Below are 18525 nucleotides of genomic sequence, written 5' to 3' on the forward strand. Positions count from 1 at the left end.
CGATCAGTCCTCGCCGCGCACGATTCGCAGCACGTCGTCGAGCAACGCCGCTGCGGTGACGCCCGCGCCGGCGCCCGGCCCCTGGATCACGAGCGGCTGCGCGTCGTAACGATCGCAATGGATCGCGACGCGGTTGTCCGTGCCCTGCCCGGCGGCCAACGGATGATCGGCCGGCAACGATTCGACGCCGACACGCGCGCGGACACGCCCGTCGACGACATCGAGCCGCGCGACATGGCGCAACTTCTCACCGTGCTTGTACGCCTGCTGGAATCGGTCGCGCAGTGGTCCGTCGAGCACACCGAGCGAGGCATCCACATCGCCGAGCGTGCAGGTCGCGAGTGGCTTCGGCACGAGCGAGTCGACCACGACGTCTTCCGCCTCCAATGCGAAGCCGGCGGCGCGCGCAAGGATCAGCAGCTTGCGGCGGACGTCCTCGCCCGACAGGTCTTCGCGCGGATCCGGTTCCGTGTAACCCGCATCGCGCGCCTGTCGCACGAAGCCCGAGAATGGCCGCAGGCCGTCGTAGGCGCCGAACAACCACGCCATGGAGCCCGACAGCACGCCGGCGATGCCCGTGATCGCATCGCCGCCGTCGCGGAGTGCGCGCAGGCTGCGCAGCAACGGCAGGCCCGCACCAACCGTCGCGGCGTCGCCGTAACGCGTCCGCCCCGCGCGGCAGGCGGACTGGATCGCCTGCCAGCGCGCGAGCGACACACCCTGTCCGAGCTTGCTCGCCGTCACCACGTGCACGCCCTGTGCGAGCCAGTCGGCGTGAAAAGCGGCGACGGACTCGTTGCCCGTCGCGTCGATAACGATGGCGGGTGTCGAACCGTCGAATGTGCCGAGCGGATTGACGCCCGACGACGTCGCTACCGTTTTGCCCACGACATGCGCCGCGCCCGCGGCATGCAGCAAGTGATCGCGTGCCTGCGACGGCTCGAGACCGTCGGCATCGCGAATCGCAGATCGCGAATTCGCCACGTGCACGACGCGCAACGCGGGCACCACACCGTGCAGGCGATCGATCCGCTGCAACAACGCGCCCCCCACCGTTCCGACACCGAGCAACGCGATCTCCGCCGCGACCGCCGCCCGTTTTCGCGGCGCTTCGAGCGTCCGTGCGAGCGCTTCCATCAGGCGACCGCCGCTTCGCGTCGACAGACGCGGCGCACGCGCGCGAGACCGGCGTCGATATCGGCAAGCAGGTCATCGACGTGCTCGATGCCGACCGACAGTCGCACCAGCCCATCGCCGATACCCGCGGCGCGGCGCGCTTCGGGCGACATCGCCGCATGCGTCATCGTCGCCGGATGCGCGACGAGGCTTTCGACACCGCCCAACGACTCCGCCAGCGTGAAGCATTGCAGGCCATCGAGAAACGCGCGCACGCCCACTTCGCCGCCTTCCAGCTCGACGCTCAGCATCGCGCCGAAACCCGACTGCTGGCGGGCTGCCAACGCATGCCCCGGATGCGCCGCGAGTCCCGGGTAATGCACCGCGCGTACGGCATCGTGATTCACCAGCCGCGCGACGAGCGCGTCGGTGTTTTCCTGGTGGATGCGCAGGCGTGCGTCGAGCGTGCGCAGGCCGCGCAGCGTGAGGAAGCTGTCGAACGGCGCGCCGGTCAGGCCCAGCGCGTTCGCCCACCAGGTCAGGCGTTCGTGCACGGCCGCGTCCCGCGCGATGACCGCACCGCCAACCACGTCGCTGTGGCCGTTGATGTACTTGGTCGTGGAATGGACGACAACGTTCGCACCGAACGCGATCGGCTGCTGCATCGCCGGCGAGAGGAAGGTGTTGTCGACCACTGCGAGCGCGCCGACCGCGTGCGCCGCGTCGATCGTCGCCTGCAGGTCGGTAATGCGCAGCAGCGGATTGGAGGGCGTCTCGATCCACACCACCGCCGCACCGTCGGCGAGTGCGGCGTCGCGGGATTCGGCGCGCGTCAGATCCGCCGTGACGAGCTCGAACGCGCCCTTCGCCGCCAGCGCGTTGAACAACCGCCAGCTGCCGCCGTAGGCGTCGTGCGGGACGACCAGTCGCCCGCCGGCCGGCACCAGCGCGTGCAGCACCAGCGTGATCGCGGACATTCCGGTCGACGTGATCGTGCCGCCCACGCCACCTTCGAGTTCCGCAAGCGCCTCGCCGAGCAGATCTCGCGTCGGGTTGCCGCTGCGCGTGTAGTCGTAGGCGCGCTTCTCGTTGAAGCCGGCGAAGGAGAAATTTGACGACAGCACCAGCGGCGGCGTCACCGCACCGAATGCGGTGTCGCGATCGATGCCGGCACGCACCGCGACGGTCGCGCGACGCGTCGGACGCACGGCGCTCATGCCGCCACCTCCGCGGCCAGCGCTTCGTCGAGGATTGCGGCGATCGCGTCGTGTTCCTTGAGGAACGCATCGTGGCCGTAGCGCGAGCGCAGCACGCGCAGGCGGGTCTCGCCGCGCAGGCGCTGGGCGAGCGCATAGGCGTCAGCGAGCGGCACGAGCCGATCCTGCTCGACGGCCACCAGCGTCACCGGCGTCGCGATGGATTCCGGCGCGACGTCCTGCAGGTCGATCGATTCGGACAACCGCAGGAACGCGTCGACCGGCGTACGCGAGGCATAGCTTTGCCCCGCGTGATCGAGGTAATCCTCGGCCGGCACGTGGACGCGTCCTTCGCGCACTTGCGCGGCGCCGAAACGCTCTTCGAATTCCTCCGGCGTGCGATAGCTCAGCAGCGCGAGCTGGCGCGCCAGCACGAGCCCGTCGACACCATCGCACTGCAACGCACCGAGCTGCACGGCACGGCGTTGCAGCGCGCGCCACGCGCTCGAATACGGATGCGCGCGGTGCACGCCGCTGATCGCCACGAGCCGCTGCACACGTGCGGGATGCCGCGACGCAAGCTGCAGCCCCACCATCGCGCCGTACGAGCTGCCGACGAAGGCATGCAGGCGGCGGATCTTGAGGTGATCGAGCAGCGCGACGATCGCATCGGCCTGGTCCGCCGGGTCGATGGGCGCGTCGAGCGTGCCGTCCGCGCCGATCCAGTCGAACGAGACGACGCAGTGCGCCGTCGGGTCGATCGAACGGTCCGCGCCGACCTGCGACTCCCACCAGCCGCGCGACGCATCGGCCGCATTCGCGAACACGTGGCGATGCGCCGAGATGCCGCCGGCGACGAACACCGCCGGCGCGCTGGCATCGCCCGCCACTTCGTAACGGAGCCGCACACGGCGTGGGCCGGCATGACGCAGCGCGAGCGCGACATCGACTTCGCCACGGCGCGCGATCGGCAACAAGGATTCGGGTTCGACGTCGGCGGCCTGCAGTGGCAGGTCGACGGTACAGACGGAAGAAACGAGGCTCATGGCAAGGCTCCGGCGGAATACGGGGCCATCGAGCCTGCGACGCCCGCCCACACGGGCAGGATCAGCACGACCATCTTCCGGCACGACGCCGCAGGAGTTGGCACCTGGCACTCGCGTGCTGGTTGCCCCGGCGTCAAAGGGCCTGTCCCTCAGCCGGTCTCGATGGATGGCCGCAGTCTGCACAGCGATTCCGGGGTTGTCAATCGCTTCATTGGGATGAAGCGATGGATGGTTTGCTCAGGTGCCGGCCGGGTTGCCGCCCGTACACTGCCGCCATGCGATTTCCCGCCCTCGTCCTCGCCGCCCTGCTGGCGGCCCTGACCGGCTGCGCGACGACGCGCCCGACCCCGCCACCCGCCGAACCGGCCGCCAAGGCACGGCCTTCGGCCACGGTGGTTCCCGAGCGTTTCGTCTCGGTCGAAAGCCCCGACGACGAACTCGATTCGCCGGCCGCGTGGACCACAGAAGACGGTCACACGTGGGTGATCGTCACCGCCAAATCGACGCACCGCCTCGTCGTCTACGACGGCGACAGCGGCGAGCGCCTGCGCGAAGTCGGCAGCCGCGGCAGCGCACCCGGCCAGTTCAATCGGCCGAACGGCATCGCCGTGCACGGCGACCTCGCCTTCGTCGTCGAGCGCGACAACCACCGCGTGCAGGCGTTGTCGCTGCCCGACCTCAAGAGTGTCGCGACGTTCGGCGACACCGACCTGCGCAGCCCGTACGGCATCTGGGTCGATGAAACCGAGCCGGGCGATCTCGATGTCTACGTCACCGACAACTTCATGGACGGCGCGAAGTTCGACGTCGTCCCGCCGCTGCCGCAACTCGCGCAGCGCGTGAAGCGTTTCCGCGTCAACGTCGATGGCGACGACGTGCACGCGCGCCTCGCCGGCACGTTCGGCGACACGACGGAGGCGGCCTCGCTGCACATCGTCGAATCCATCGCCGGCGATGCCGCGAGCGATCGCCTGCTGATCGCCGACGAGGACACGAACCGCCCGTCCACCCTGCGCGAATACGGGTTCGACGGCCGCTACACCGGTCGTTCGACGGCGCCGGGCGCGTTCTCCGCGCAGGCCGAAGGCGTTGTGCTGTGGAGTTGCGATACCGATGTCGGCTACTGGATCGGTGTCGACCAGCTCGCGCCGCGCACCGTCTTCCACGTATTCGATCGCACCACGCTCGCGCGTGTCGGTTCGTTCGAAGGCGCGGCGACGTCGCATACCGACGGCATCGCACTGCATGCCGCCGCGACGCCCAGCTTTCCCTACGGTGTGATGTACGCCGTGCACGACGACCGCGCGATCACTGCATTCGACCTGCGCGACGTCGCCACGGCGCTGCACCTCTCCGAGCGCTGCACGCAATGAACGTCGTCGGCCGCGCGCTCGTCGCCATCACGCTCATCGCTGCGTTGCCGCTCGCGTACGCGGGCAAGGTCTATCGCTGGGTGGATTCGCGCGGCGTCGTGCATTACGGCGATCACGTGCCGGATCCGAAGGCCGCAACGCCGTCGGGCGTCACGGTCATTCCGGTGATCGCCGAACCGTCGGCGATCGCTTCGCTGCGCACGCAACAGGTCGGCCGCGCCTATCAGGCGATCGCCGACAACCGCCTCGACGGCCCGGTCGAAGTGCGCCTCGACTTTGCGCGCGCCGACAACGTGCGCGGCGACCCTGACCTGCCCACGCGCACCGTCGTTCCGGCGCACGGCCACACCGTCGTCAGCCTGCTCGACACGGTCGACGCCACGCAGCCGGGCGGTTTCGAACTGCGCATGGACGTGGTGCCCGGCGATCCGCGCGCGCGACCGCAGGACGTCGAATATCTGCTGCCCTTGCGCATGAATGGATGGCGCATCGACCAGGGCTTCGGCGGCGGCTTCAGCCACGACGACGAACAGAACCGCTACGCGATCGACCTCGCGGCGCCGATCGGCACGCCGGTGCTCGCGGCGCGCGACGGCGTCGTCATGGAAGTCGAATCGGATTTCTCGAGGGCCGGTTTGAATCGGGAACGTTATGCAGGACGCGCGAACCTGATCCGCATCCTTCATGACGACGGCACGATGGGCGTCTACGCGCATCTCAAGGTCGACGGCATGCTCGTACGCGCCGGCCAGCGCGTGCGCGCCGGTCAGACGATCGCATTGTCGGGCAACACCGGTTTCACCACGGGGCCGCACCTGCACTTCGCCGTGCAGGTGAATCGCGGCATGCGGTTGGAGTCGATCCGGTTCCGCATGCGCGGCCCGCAGGGGCCGCTCAACCTCGCCGGGAACTGACCGCCGTCAGGCCGGAACGGCCGCGAGCTTCTCGGCCTTCTCGCGCCATTCGGGCAGGCGCTCGAGCTGGTACGTCGCGCGCAGGTATTCCTCGTCGAGCGGAAGATCCGACACGAGCGCGCAGGCGACGTGCACCGCCCCCGGCACCCAGAAGCCCGACATGCGCACCGCGCCCGGGCGATGGTGATACGCCACCGCTTCGACGATCGGCATCGGCAGGCCCCAGAGGCCCAACAGATACGCACCGGCTTCCGCGTAATGCGGGCCGCTGTCGTCGGGCCCGCCGCGATTCACGCCGGGCAACAGCTTGCCGACTTCCGCCAGCAGCGCTGCGGTCGCCGCAAGTTCCGCGCTCGGACCCGTGAGCAATTGGCTGGCGAGGCGCGACGTGCGGAATGCGCGCTCCTGCATGGCTTCGCGTTCGGCCGGACTCATCGTGCCTGCACCGAGCGCTTCGGTGGTCAGCACGAGCCGCTGGAGAATCTTGGTGCCCAGGCGCGTGACCGCCGTGCGCATGTCGGTGATCGCGCGGCCCGCGGAGAAGTACGCCGAATTGCACAGGCGCAGCACCTTGGCGACGACCGCCGGGTCCTGCGAAATAAGCGTCGCGATCTCGGCCGCGCTGACGTCCGGATCCTGCATCAGGCGTTCGAGTTCGAGGTAGAGCTTTGGCGGCGGCGGCAGCGAACTCACGAGCCCGATCGTCTGCACCAGCGTCGGATTGGTCAGCAGGTCGCGCAGTTCCTGCACGCTCTCCACCGCTTCGATCAGCTCGCTCGCGTCGAGCGGCTTGCGCAGGAAGCGGTGCGCGATGTCGAGCGCCTGCATCGCGTCGCTGCTGTGCCCGCGGTCGAGCAACAGGATGCGCGCGGCTTCCGGGTGCAGCGTGCGCACCTGTTCGAGCAGCGCCGCGCCCTGCATGCGGCCCACCTGCATGTCGCTGACGACGACGTCGATGCGGCGATCGGCGGGCAGCGCCACGGCATCGCCGGACCCGCTCAACCAGTCGACCTTCCAGTCCAGGCCGAAATCCTGCAGCGCGAGCTGGAGCTCGCCCGCACGCCCGCCTTCCTCACCGACGATCACGATGTACACCGACAGTCCCTCGACGCTTGTGGTCTGGACGCGGTAACGGCCGCCGCCCCGCATTCTTCATCTACCTGAGCCGGCGGATGTGGGGACTGGGACGTAGGGCGCGTTTCCGCGGTCGCGATGGCGCCGCCGGCTATAATCGCCGCCCTCCCCGATCCTGCTGCCGCGCGCCGAGCGCGCCGACGCCATGTCCGACGTTTCCCTCGAGGCGCTGCGCCGCCGCACCTTCGCCATCATTTCGCATCCCGACGCCGGCAAGACCACGCTGACGGAAAAGCTGCTGCTGTTCGGCGGCGCGATCCAGATGGCCGGCTCGGTCAAGGGCCGCAAGGCCGCGCGCCATGCGACGTCCGACTGGATGGCGCTGGAAAAGGAGCGCGGAATCTCGGTCACCTCGTCGGTGATGCAGTTCCCGTATGAAGGTCGCATCGTGAACCTGCTCGACACCCCCGGCCACGCCGACTTCGGGGAGGACACGTATCGCGTGCTCACGGCGGTCGACAGCGCATTGATGGTCATCGACGTCGCGAAGGGCGTCGAGGAACGCACGATCAAGCTGATGGAGGTGTGCCGCCTGCGCGACACGCCGATCATGACCTTCATCAACAAGCTCGATCGCGAGGGCAAGAGTCCCATCGACCTGCTCGATGAAGTCGAAAGCGTGCTGAAGATCCAGTGCGCGCCCGTGACGTGGCCGATCGGCATGGGGCAGCGCCTCAAGGGCGTCGTGCACCTGCTCACGGGCGAAGTGCACCTGTACGAGCAGGGTCGCAACTTCACGCGCCAGGATTCGACGATCTTCAGCTCAATCGACGATCCGGAACTGGAAGCGCGCATCGGCTCGCAGATGCTGGCCGAGCTGCGCGACGAGCTCGAACTCGTCGAAGGCGCGTCGCATCCGTTCGATGTCGACAAGTACCTCGCGGGCGAGCAGACGCCGGTGTTCTTCGGCTCGGCGGTCAACAACTTCGGCGTGCAGTTGCTGCTCGACTTCTTCGTTGAACATGCGCCGGCGCCGAAGCCGCGCGCGACGACGGGCCGCCCCGTCGAGCCGGTCGAAGACAAGCTCACCGGCTTCGTGTTCAAGATCCAGGCGAACATGGATCCGCAGCATCGCGACCGCGTCGCGTTCATGCGCATCTGCTCCGGCGAGTTCAAGGCCGGCATGAAGGCGTTCCATGTGCGCAGCGGCAAGGAACTGAAACTCGCGAACGCGCTGACGTTCATGGCGAGCGACCGCGAAATCGCCGAAGCCGCATACCCCGGCGACGTCATCGGCATCCACAACCACGGCACGATCTCGATCGGCGACTCGTTCACCGAAGGCGAGGCGCTGAGCTTCACCGGCATTCCGAACTTCGCGCCGGAACTGTTCCGCCGCGCGCGCCTGCGCGATCCGCTCAAGCTCAAGCAGCTGCAGAAGGGCCTCGCACAGCTTTCCGAGGAAGGCGCGACGCAGTTCTTCCGGCCGCTGATGTCGAACGACCTGATCCTCGGCGCGGTCGGCATGCTGCAGTTCGACGTCGTCGCGTATCGCCTGAAGGACGAATACGGCGTCGATGCGAGCTTCGAGCAGGTGCAGGTCGCGACCGCGCGCTGGATCCGCTGCGACGATGCGAAGAAGCTCGAGGAGTTCCGCGAGAAGAACGCGATGAACCTCGCGATCGACGCGGCGGGCGAACTCGTCTATCTCGCGCCGACGCGCGTGAACCTGCAGCTCGCGCAGGAACGCGCACCGGCTGTTCAGTTTCTGGCGACGCGCGAGCACGCGCACGCGGTCGGAATCGACTGACCGACGACCGGTGTTGCCATCCATTCGCATCCGTACAGTAGGATGCGGGCATGGACGCTTCCACCGGCCTTGACCCCCGCACGGCCGCTGCACCGCCCCTCACCGGCGGCCGCCGCACCGCGACGCACGAACTCGCCAACGCGCTGACGCACGGCCTCGGGGCCATTGCGGCGCTCGCGGCCGGTTCCGTGCTCATCACGCTCGCCGCGGTCTGGGGCGACGGTTGGCAACTCGCCAGCGCGATCGTGTTCGGCGTCTGCCTGCTGCTGCTCTACCTTGCGTCGACGCTCTATCACGCGATCCGCAATCCGGTCGCCAAGGCGCGGCTCAAGGTCTTGGACCACTGCGCGATCTACCTGCTGATCGCCGGCACGTACACGCCGTTCACGCTCATCGACCTGCGCGGCCGCTGGGGGTGGAGTCTGTTCGCTGCGATCTGGACGCTCGCGATTGCCGGCATCGTCTTCAAGCTGTTCTTCACCGGACGCTTCAAGCGCACGTCCACCGCGCTCTACGTCGCGATGGGTTGGCTCGCGATCATCGCGATCCGTCCGCTGGTGCAGGCGGTGGATGCGACGACGCTCGGATGGCTGCTCGCCGGCGGCGTTGCCTACACGCTCGGCACCGCGTTCTACCTGCGCGATTCGCGCTATGCGCACGCGGTGTGGCATCTGTTCTGCGTCGCCGGCAGCGTCTGCCATTACGTCGCGGTGATGCGACAGGTGATCTGAACCGCCTGCAACGGATTCACCGGTCGTCGACTGCCGGCCGGAGAATGTGCGCCCACCTCTGTTGGACGCACCCATGGCGAATCCGTCGCACCGCACTTTCGCTGTCCTCGCGCTCGGGCTCGCACTCGCGGCGTGCTCGCAGGAGAAGCGCGATGGCGAACCGCGCATGCCCGCGGACGAGCCGGAAGCTGCCGAGCATCCGACCGGCGTGAGCGCGCAGGAGGCCTACAAGGCGCAGGGCGCCGCGGTGAAGCCGTCCGATATCGCCGAGGCGCCGAACCCGCGTGCACCGGCGTCCTTCACGTGCGACAACGGCAGCAAGGTCGACATCGCCGATCTGGTCGCGGTCGTCACGCTCAAGGACGGCCGCACCGTGCAGATCGCGCGCGATCCCGATGACGCATTCCACTTCCAGGGTGAAGCGCTGTCGTTCCGCATGAAGGACGGCCAGGGCGAACTGGCCCAGGACGAAGGCGGCGCGTCCCGCTGCAGCGGCGGCTGACGGCGAGATGGCGACGACCGCGTCCACACCGGCCGACACGCCACCGCCCAAGCACGGCGGATCGCCCCTCGGCGCAATCCTGCGTCACCCCTTCCGCACGCTGCTCGCGCTGCTCGCCATCGCGATCATCCTGCTGATCATCTTCTGGGACTGGAACTGGTTCCGTCGCCCGATCGAGAAGATCGTGCACGTGAAGACCGGTCGCGAGCTACATATCAACGGCAATCTCGACGTCAAGCTCGGCTGGGTGCCGACGATCAGCGCCGAGCGTGTGACGTTCTCGAACGCGACCTGGGCCAGGCGCCCTCTGATGGCGCAGACCGACAAGGTCACCGCGCGCGTCGAGATCAAACCGCTCTTCAAGCGCCACGTTCGCATTCGGGCGATCTGGCTCGAGAAGCCCGTCGTCAATCTCGAAACCGGCGTGCACGGCGGCAACTGGGTCTTCGACAAGAAGAGCACCAGCAAGACCGACGTGCAGTTCCGCAGCTTGTGGGTCAACAGCGGTCACTTCGAGTTCCTCGACGTGCCGAAGAAGACCGACATCAGCGTCGCCGTGCAGAGCGAAGCACCCAAAGGCGGTCGTCCACCGCCGTTCACTGCGAAGGGCACGGGTCACTGGCAGGGCAATCCGTTCACCCTGACCGGCCGCGCGGAATCACCGCTGGAACTCGCGAATCGCGAGTCGCCCTACCACGTGGACGTGCGCGCATCCGCCGGACGCACGCATGCGCATGCGCGCGGCACGCTGCTCGATCCGCTGCGGTTCGCGGACTTCAACCTGCAGCTTGCACTGCAGGGCCAGAACCTCGACGACCTCTACCCGCTGCTCGGCATCGCCCTGCCGCCGACCCCGCCCTACTCGCTAGATGGTCGCCTCACCCGCGACCTCGATGGCAAGCGAACGTCGTGGCATTACGGCAACTTCAAGGGCCGCGTCGGCGACAGCGACCTCTCGGGCGACGCGACCTTCGTCACCGGCGGCAAGCGTCCATTCCTGAAAGGTCGTTTCGTCTCGCGTCGCCTCGACTTCGACGACCTTGCCGGCTTCATCGGTGGCGCGCCGCAGAGCGGCGGCGGCGAGAGCACGAATCCCGAGCTTGCCGCGAAGGCATCGCGCAATGCCGGTCGTTCGCGCCTGTTGCCCGATGAGCCCTACAACCTCGACAAGCTGCGCGCGATGGACGCCGACGTCACGCTGAAGGCGACACGCATCAACGCGCCGTCGCTTCCGCTCGACGACATGAATGCGCATCTCAAGCTCGATGGCGGCCTGCTTCGCCTCGAACCGTTGAACTTCGGCGTGGCCGGCGGCGACATCCGCTCCAACATCCGCATGGACGCGCGCGAGTCGCCGATCCGTACGCGTGGCGACGTCAGCGCGCGCGGGCTCAACCTCGGTCAGCTGATGCCGCGTGCCGAGCTGGCGAAGGAAGCCGTCGGTAACGTCGGCGGCCATGCGACGCTCGCTGGCACGGGCAATTCGATCGCGGCGATTCTGGGCTCATCGGACGGCAGCGCGGCCGTCGGCATGGGTGCGGGCCGCATCAGCAATCTGGTGATGGAACTCGCCGGACTCGACGTGCAGGAATCACTGAAGTTCATGCTCACCGGCGACAAGCAGATCCCCGTGCGCTGCGCGTTCGGCGATTTCGGCGTTAACAAGGGCGTGATGAGCGCCAAGTCGCTCGCGTTCGACACGACCGACACGGTCATCATCGGCGAAGGCACGATCAGCCTGCGCGACGAAACGCTCAACCTGAAATTGCGCCCACGCCCGAAGGATCGCAGCCTGTTCTCGTTCCGCGCACCGCTCTACATCGACGGCACGTTTAAGCAGCCCCACTTCCGTCCTGATCTGAAGCGCGTCGGCCTGCGTGCCGCGCTGGCGATCGCACTTGGCCACATCGCGCCGCCCGCAGCGCTCCTCGCCACGCTGGAACTCGGCGGCGGCAAGGACGCGAACTGCGGCGGACAGTACGCGCGTTAACCGCCGTCGGCGTCGGCCGGGCGGAATTCATCCACGAGATACAGCGGGCGCCGCTTCGACTCGTCGTAGAGACGCCCAAGATATTCGCCGATCAATCCGAGCGCGATCAGCTGCACGCCGCCGAGGAATAGGATGACGGCCATCATCGTCGGCCAGCCGGCGACGCGATCGCCCCACATCAGCGCCTTGAAGATGATCCACACGCCATAGACGAAGGCGACCACCGCGGTCGCGAGACCGAGGTAGGTCGCCAGACGCAGGGGCGCGGTCGAGAAGCTCGTAATGCCTTCGATCGCGAAATTCCACAGGCGCCAGAAGTTGAACTTGCTGCCGCCGGCGATGCGCGCATCGCGCTCGTACGGAATCGAGACGCTGCGATATCCCACCCAGCCGAACAGCCCCTTCATGAAGCGATGCCGCTCGCGCAGCTGTCGGAGTGCCGCGAGCGAACGTTGCGACAGCAGGCGAAAGTCGCCCGTGTCGGCAGGAATCGGCGTTCGCGAAAGCCGTCCGATGACGCGGTAGAACAGATGCGCCGTCGCGCGCTTAGCGATGCCCTCGCCTGCCCGCACCGTGCGCGTGCCGTGCACGTCGTCGAAGCCTTCGCGCCATTTCGCGACGAAAGCGGGAATGAGTTCCGGTGGATCCTGGCCGTCGGCATCGAGGATCAAGGCGCCACCTTCGTCCACCGTGTCGAGGCCGGCCGTCAGCGCGGCTTCCTTCCCGAAGTTGCGCGACAGGCGAAGCAGCGACACCCGCGGATCATGCGACGCGATGTCGGCCAGCACGCGCCACGTCGCATCGCTGCTGCCGTCATCGATGTAGAGCACGCGGCCATCGAGATCCGGAATTTCGTCGAGCGCGGCGACGATCCGCGGATGCAGCAGCGGCAGGCTGTCAGCCTCGTTGTAGGCGGCGACGACGACGGTCAGGCGGTCGGTGTGCATGCGCGCATCCTAATCGTCATCGCGGGCGATGCCGCGGTCAGTCGAGCCGGTCGAGATAGTTGCTTCCGCCGATCATCGCCATCTGGTGCTGGATGGCGCGGGCGCGGCGCGCGACGTACGGCCCCGGCCGCGCGACGCTGTAGCGCTTGGGTGCGGGCAGCACGGCGGCGAGGCGCGAGGCCTCCGCCGGCGTCAGACGCGACGCATCCTTCCCGAAGAAGCGACGCGACGCCGCCTGCGCGCCGTACACGCCATCGCCGAACTCCACGACGTTCGCGTACACCTCGATGATGCGCTGCTTCGGCCACATGGCTTCGATCAGCAGCGTGTACCACGCTTCGATGCCCTTGCGCACATAGCTGCGCCCGCCCCAGAGGAACAGGTTCTTCGCGAGTTGCTGGCTGATGGTGCTGCCGCCGCGCATCCTGCGCCCGCGCGCGTTGTTGCGCTCGGCCTTCTCCATCGCCTGGAAGTCGAAACCGAAGTGGTCCGCGAAGCGCTGGTCTTCCGCGGCCACGAGCGCCACGGGCAGCGTCGGCGAAATGCGATCGAGATCGCGCCAGTCGTACGCGGTCGAATAATGGAAATCGCCTTCGCCCCAGGCCTCGAACTGGCGGATCATCATGAAGCTCGAGAACCACGGGTCGACGAAGCGCATCGTCGCGACCTGCAGCACGGTGAACGCCACGAGGACGACGGGCAACCACAGCAGTCGACGAAGCCAGCGTCGCCGACGCGTGCCCTTGCCTTGAGTCATCGCCACCGTGCCCCCATGTCGTCGCATCGCCTTGCAGCCCCGATGGGCATTATCGGCCAAGCGCCGCTTCGACGATCCCTATGACCGATCCCAATTCCGACGCCGGACGCGATCACCTGCTCCGCTTCCTTATTAATCGCGCCGGCGTGCGCGGCGTCCACGTGCGCCTTGACGACACGTGGCGCCAGATCCGCGAGCGCGAGCAGTACCCCGCCGCCGCGATGACCATGCTCGGCCAGGCCTGCGCGGCATCGGCGCTCTTTACGGGTCATGCCAAGGTCGATGGACGCCTGTCCGTGCAGATGCGCAGCGATGGGGCGATCCGCACGCTCTTCGCCGAATGCACGGCCGCGGGCACGCTGCGTGGCATCGTGCAGCTCGCGGACGAATCGACGACCGAGGTGTCGTCCGACCTCCGTGACCTCGGGCATGGCGGCATCCTGGCGATCACGATCGAGAACCACGGTCCGGACGGCGAGCCCGTGCGCTATCAGGGCCTCGTTCCGCTGGAAGCGCACCGCCTCGATGCCGCGTTCGAGGACTATTTCCGCCAGTCCGAGCAGCTCCCGACGCGTCTGTTGCTGGCGGCCGACGGCCAGACCGCGGCGGGCCTGATGGTCCAGAAGCTCCCGGGCGACGAAGGCGACGCCGACGGCTGGAACCGCGTCGGCGCGCTGTTCGACACGCTGCCCGAAAGCGAGCTGCTCGCGACCGATGGCGCCTCCCTGCTCCACCGGCTGTTCCATGAGGACGGCGTCGACTTGCTGGCGGACAAGACGTTGGCCTTCGGCTGTTCCTGCTCGCGGGCTCGCGTCGAGTCGATGCTGGTGGCGATCGGCGAGGACGAGGCCCGTCTCGCGGCGGAAAGCGGCGAGGCCCGGGTCCGCTGCGAGTTCTGCGGTCAGGCCTACGTCTTCACGCCCGCTGAGATCGACGCCCTGTTTGAAACGGCCGGTCGCGAGCTCGAGGCCCCTGACCGGCCGCAGTGACGAGACGACGAGCGGATTGTTAAAGATTGATAAATCACCTATAGTCGAACTGTCCCTTCACACGCCCGGAACTTTCCGGATTCGTATCGGTCGCAATCCCCGTGACGTCCCGAGCCCGCCCCTTCCGCCGCATCCTCGCCGCCGGCCTTCTGGTCGCGACGGGCATTGCGTCCGCGCAGGTGGCGAAGCCGCGTCCGCAGGCGCTGCCGGTGTGGAACCAGAACAGCGGCAAGGTGGAGGCGGTTCTCCTGCTCGAGCCGGTGTCGACCGCCACGTGGCAGTTCGGCAACACCCGCCTCGACAGCGCGCTCGGGGTCGGTACAGGCGACACGCTCGGCCTGCTCTGCGACCACAAGTCCGGGCTCGGTAGCGCGATCGGTTCGCTCGTCGACAACTGCCTCGTCGCATCGGTCGGCAACTCGCACAACGCCAAGCAGGCCAGCGCCGGTGCGACGCTGTCGCGCAAGAATGTCCGCGTGGGTGTCGGGCTGAACAACACGCACGACACGCTTCCGTCGTGGCTGACCTCCGGCCATGCGAATTCGCGCGTCAACCAGAACACGTTGACACTGATCGGCGAAAAGAACATCGGCCGCGAGGCCACGGTGTCGATCGCAGGCACCCTCGCCCGCGCGCGCCTGGTGTCGCCGGACGCCGTGCCTGAGCTCGCTGATCGCTGGGACATCAAGACGCTGAGCGTCGGCACGAGTGTGGGCCGCTTCGGCGCGAACGTCATTGGTCGCGTCGTCGACTCCCCGATGCAGCCGGGTCGCTGGGAAGGTCTGGACCTGGGCCTGAGCTGGCGCACGCCGTGGAGCGGCCAGCTCAGCGTCGGCGCCGAGAACGTCGTGACCCGCGGTCGCAATCCGTTTGCGCCGGGTAATGGGGATCAGGAAGAGGGCGCGGTCCCGTACGTCCGGTACCAGCAGGATCTCTGACGGCCGAGAAGCCCGTCCCAGAAGGCCGCCCAGACCGGGCGGCCTTTTTTGTTAACGACACTTTAATTTCCTGAAAGGCCTCGCTACTATCGGCCCGACCTCCCGGGTTTGCGCGCTGCATTGGGCTCGCCTGGAGGTTCCCATGGGAATTACCAAGACTCACTTGGAGAGAGAGAATGACCTTTAAGACCACGAGGCTCCGCGACGCGATTTCGATCGCGATCGCAATGACCTCTGTCGCGGCGGCCGGCTCGGCCTTCGCGCAGAACACCACCGCTACTCCTGCGCCGCAGAGCGGCGAAGCCCAGCAGCTCGATCGCATCGAAGTCACGGGTTCGCGCATTCCGCGCGCGGACGTCGAGACGGCGCAGCCGATCATCACGCTGAGCCGCGATCAGATCCAGGCGCAGGGCTTCACCTCGGTTGCCGACATCCTGCAGAACCTCACGTCTGCAGGTTCGCCGGCGATCTCGCGCGCTGATGCGCTCGCCTCCGGCGAGAACGTCGGCGGCTACTACATCGACCTGCGCAATCTCGGTGCGGCGCGCACGCTCGTTCTCGTCAACGGCAAGCGTCTTGGCATTACCACCTCGGGCCTTCAGGATCTGAGCCAGATCCCGGTGTCGGCCATCCAGCGCATCGAAGTGCTGAAGGACGGCGCGTCGGCGATCTACGGTTCGGACGCCATCGCGGGCGTTGTCAACGTCATCACCCGTCGCAACTTCGACGGAGCGGAAGCGAACGTCTACCTCGGTAGCTTCGACCAGGGCGACGGCTTCAAGCAGTCGTACGACGTCACGCTGGGCGCTACGGGCGACCGCGCGAGCGTCACGCTGAGCGCCGAATACACGAAGGAAGATCCGGTCTTCGCGAAGGATCGTGAGTTCAGCAAGTACGGCAATTCGGGCAAGGACTTCCCGTTCTCGGGTTGGAGCGCGATCAGCCAGAACGGCGTGTGGCTGGGCAACGTGTCCCCGGGCGGCGTGTTCACGGCGCCGAGCTGCGCCAGCGGCCTCTGCACTGTCAACGCGGGCCAGGATCCGCGTAACCCGGCGAACTACCACAGCCTGACGCCGGCCGAGCGCGCGAATGCCAATCTGGAAATGATGCTGCAGACCGGCATCGAGCGCCGTTCGGTGTTCGTCAGCAGCACGCTGAACATCACCGACAACGTCAAGGCCACGGCGGACATCGGTTACACCAACCGCAGCACGCAGCAGCAGATCGCCGGCTATCCGTTCAACTACGGCTTCGGTCTGGTCTCGTCGCAGAGCTATTTCAATCCGCGCCCCGCAGCTGGTGATGCCTACTTCTACCGCCGCCTGTGGGAAGTGCCGCGTCGCACGCGTAGTGAGCTCGACACGCTGCGCGTCAGCCTCGGCCTCGAGGGCGTGCTGAACTTCGGCGACAAGACGTGGGATTGGGACATCGGCTACCTGTCGAACCGCAATACCGTCAACAAGTACGCCACCGGTGATGCGAACACGCTCGCCACCGCGAAGGCGATGGGCCCGTCGTTCTTCAACGCCGCCACCGGTCGCGTCGAGTGCGGCACCGCTGCCAACCCGAGTCCGTACGGCAGCAACTTCGGCAGCGGCCAGTGCATTCCGTTCAACCCGTTCCTGCCTTACGGCCAGGCGGGCCAGGGTTCGCTGGGTAACCCGGAGCTGCAGGCTTACCTGTTCCCCGAGTACCACGACGCGGGTCTGACCACGACCACGATTTACAGCGCCAACATGGGTGGCAGCCTCTTCACGCTGCCCGCGGGTGACGTGGGCGTCGCGTTCGGTGTCGAGCACCGCGAGGAAGACGGTCGTTTCGTTCCGGACGCGTTCGCGCAGGCTGGCCAGAGCACGGGCCTGCCGGCGACGACGACGGCTGGCGCGTACAGCCTCAACGAAGCCTACGTCGAGTTCGAAGTGCCGGTCCTGGCTGACGTCGCGTTCGCGAAGGAACTGACCTTCAACGTCGCGAGCCGCTACTCCGACTACTCGAACTTCGGCAACACGCTGAACAGCAAGTTCTCGATGCGCTGGCGTCCGATGGACGGCCTGCTGTTCCGCGCGACGTATGCACAGGGCTTCCGTGCACCGACGATCAGCGACCTGTACGGCGGTATCGGCGGTAGCTTCGAGTCGTACACCGACCCGTGCGCCGCGGGTCAGCCGGGCGCGGGCGGTACGGCCTGTACGGCGGCCGGCGTGCCGGCGACGTACGTGCAGCTCGGCCAGGCGAATCAGCCGTGCACCACGACCCCCTGCCAGACGAACTTCCAGTTCCTGAGCGGTTCGAACCCGAACCTCAAGCCGGAAACTGCGACGTCGAAGACGGCGGGCGTGGTGTGGAGCCCGAAGTGGGTGCAGGGTCTGGACTTCTCGCTTGACTGGTACAACGTCAAGATCGAGGACACGATCGTCTCCGACTCCGTCGATGCGATCCTCACGGACTGCTATGTCAACAACATCTCGTCGCGCTGCGCCGGCGTCGTTCGTAATCCGACGACCCATGTCATCACGGACATGTTCTTCGGTCTGACGAACCTCGGTGCGATCCGCACGGAAGGCTACGACTTCGGCGTGATGTACCGCGTGCCGGAAACGTCGTTCGGCAAGTTCAACGTCAACTGGCAGAGCTCGTACGTCAGCAAGTACGACACGCTGGCCGACAACAACCCGGACACGCAGTGGCAGGGTTCGGTCGGTTACCCGGGCTACTTCCGTCTGCGCTCTAACCTGGGCCTGACGTGGGAGAAGGGTGACTTCGCGGTGTCCTACATGGCTCGTTACTACTCGGGCATGAAGGAAGCGTGTTCGGTCAACGCCGCTGGTCTGCCGACGCGTTGGTGTAACGACTTCAACCACAAGGACCAGTTCGGCAACGCCGATCCGCTGAACCGCGTGGGTTCGAACACGTTCCACGACCTGCAGGCCTCGGTGAAGCTGCCGTGGAATGCGACGGCCGCCATCGGTGCGAACAACATCACGAACCATCTCGGTCCGATCATGTTCACCACGCCGAACAGCGACTTCCCGTACTACGGTGGCTTCGACATCGGTCGCGTTTGGTACCTCAAGTACCAGCAGCGCTTCTGATCGAACGCTTCATCGATGCAAGACAGCCACGGCCCCGAAAGGGGCCGTGG

The 18525-nt window shown here is 67.2% G+C and carries 15 protein-coding genes and 1 riboswitch; of the genes, 9 read left to right on the forward strand and 6 right to left on the reverse strand.

Features of this window, described 5'->3' with window-relative positions; translation table 11 throughout:
- Window positions 1-3: 3 nt before the first annotated feature.
- The 3 genes from EVS83_RS06990 to metX are packed head-to-tail and all read right to left on the reverse strand — an operon-like array spanning window position 4 to window position 3358.
- Complete coding sequence (locus tag EVS83_RS06990; RefSeq protein ID WP_133500323.1) at window positions 4-1137, reverse strand: homoserine dehydrogenase family protein; 1134 nt, start codon at window positions 1135-1137, stop codon at window positions 4-6.
- The gene (gene metB, locus EVS83_RS06995; RefSeq protein WP_133500324.1) at window positions 1137-2333 is read right to left on the reverse strand and encodes a cystathionine gamma-synthase; all 1197 of its coding nucleotides are present in this window, start codon (window positions 2331-2333) and stop codon (window positions 1137-1139) included. Before metB ends, EVS83_RS06990 begins: the two co-directional genes overlap by 1 nt.
- Window positions 2330-3358, reverse strand: a complete 1029-nt coding sequence (gene metX / locus EVS83_RS07000; RefSeq protein WP_133500325.1) for a homoserine O-succinyltransferase MetX — start codon at window positions 3356-3358, stop codon at window positions 2330-2332. The genes metB and metX overlap by 4 nt, the downstream gene beginning before the upstream one ends.
- Before the next feature lie 67 nt (window positions 3359-3425).
- A riboswitch (SAM riboswitch) is annotated at window positions 3426-3527 on the reverse strand.
- Window positions 3528-3633: 106 nt separating this feature from the next.
- Here metX and EVS83_RS07005 point away from each other — a divergent pair.
- Window positions 3634-4731, forward strand: coding sequence for an NHL repeat-containing protein (locus EVS83_RS07005; RefSeq protein ID WP_133500326.1), 1098 nt, complete (start codon window positions 3634-3636; stop codon window positions 4729-4731).
- Window positions 4728-5645, forward strand: coding sequence for a peptidoglycan DD-metalloendopeptidase family protein (locus EVS83_RS07010; protein ID WP_133500327.1), 918 nt, complete (start codon window positions 4728-4730; stop codon window positions 5643-5645). Before EVS83_RS07005 ends, EVS83_RS07010 begins: the two co-directional genes overlap by 4 nt.
- 6 nt (window positions 5646-5651) lie before the next feature.
- Here EVS83_RS07010 and EVS83_RS07015 read toward each other — a convergent pair whose 3' ends face one another.
- Window positions 5652-6740 (reverse strand): HDOD domain-containing protein, encoded by a 1089-nt coding sequence (locus EVS83_RS07015; RefSeq protein WP_246022805.1) that lies wholly within the window; start codon window positions 6738-6740, stop codon window positions 5652-5654.
- Window positions 6741-6924: 184 nt separating this feature from the next.
- On the opposite strand from EVS83_RS07015, the gene EVS83_RS07020 reads away from it, so the two are divergent.
- The 4 genes from EVS83_RS07020 (at window position 6925) to EVS83_RS07035 (ending at window position 11752) form a co-directional block, all read left to right on the forward strand.
- A complete protein-coding gene (locus EVS83_RS07020; RefSeq protein WP_133500329.1) occupies window positions 6925-8529 on the forward strand; it encodes a peptide chain release factor 3 in 1605 nt (534 codons plus the stop codon).
- Window positions 8530-8579: 50 nt separating this feature from the next.
- Window positions 8580-9260: a PAQR family membrane homeostasis protein TrhA gene (gene trhA / locus EVS83_RS07025; protein ID WP_133500330.1), complete on the forward strand. Its 681-nt coding sequence runs from the start codon at window positions 8580-8582 to the stop codon at window positions 9258-9260.
- Between the two features lie 73 nt (window positions 9261-9333).
- Entirely contained in the window at window positions 9334-9762 is a 429-nt protein-coding gene (locus EVS83_RS07030) for a hypothetical protein (RefSeq protein WP_133500331.1), read from the forward strand.
- A 7-nt stretch (window positions 9763-9769) separates the two neighbouring features.
- Window positions 9770-11752, forward strand: coding sequence for an AsmA family protein (locus EVS83_RS07035; RefSeq protein WP_133500332.1), 1983 nt, complete (start codon window positions 9770-9772; stop codon window positions 11750-11752).
- On the opposite strand, the gene EVS83_RS07040 is transcribed toward EVS83_RS07035, so the two are convergent.
- Window positions 11749-12699, reverse strand: coding sequence for a glycosyltransferase family 2 protein (locus EVS83_RS07040; RefSeq protein ID WP_133500333.1), 951 nt, complete (start codon window positions 12697-12699; stop codon window positions 11749-11751). The genes EVS83_RS07035 and EVS83_RS07040 overlap by 4 nt on opposite strands.
- A gap of 37 nt (window positions 12700-12736) precedes the next feature.
- Entirely contained in the window at window positions 12737-13456 is a 720-nt protein-coding gene (gene mtgA / locus EVS83_RS07045; protein WP_246022810.1) for a monofunctional biosynthetic peptidoglycan transglycosylase, read from the reverse strand.
- A gap of 80 nt (window positions 13457-13536) precedes the next feature.
- Between mtgA and hslO the strand changes: the two genes are divergently transcribed.
- The 3 genes from hslO (at window position 13537) to EVS83_RS07060 (ending at window position 18475) form a co-directional block, all read left to right on the forward strand.
- Window positions 13537-14445, forward strand: coding sequence for an Hsp33 family molecular chaperone HslO (hslO, locus tag EVS83_RS07050; protein WP_133500334.1), 909 nt, complete (start codon window positions 13537-13539; stop codon window positions 14443-14445).
- Window positions 14446-14546: 101 nt separating this feature from the next.
- Entirely contained in the window at window positions 14547-15383 is an 837-nt protein-coding gene (locus EVS83_RS07055; RefSeq protein WP_246022806.1) for an XOO1806 family protein, read from the forward strand.
- Window positions 15384-15559: 176 nt separating this feature from the next.
- Complete coding sequence (locus EVS83_RS07060) at window positions 15560-18475, forward strand: TonB-dependent receptor plug domain-containing protein (protein WP_133500335.1); 2916 nt, start codon at window positions 15560-15562, stop codon at window positions 18473-18475.
- Window positions 18476-18525: the final 50 nt, after the last annotated feature.

The sequence above is a fragment of the Cognatilysobacter terrigena genome (assembly GCF_004361065.1).
Lineage (GTDB): Bacteria > Pseudomonadota > Gammaproteobacteria > Xanthomonadales > Xanthomonadaceae > Cognatilysobacter > Cognatilysobacter terrigena.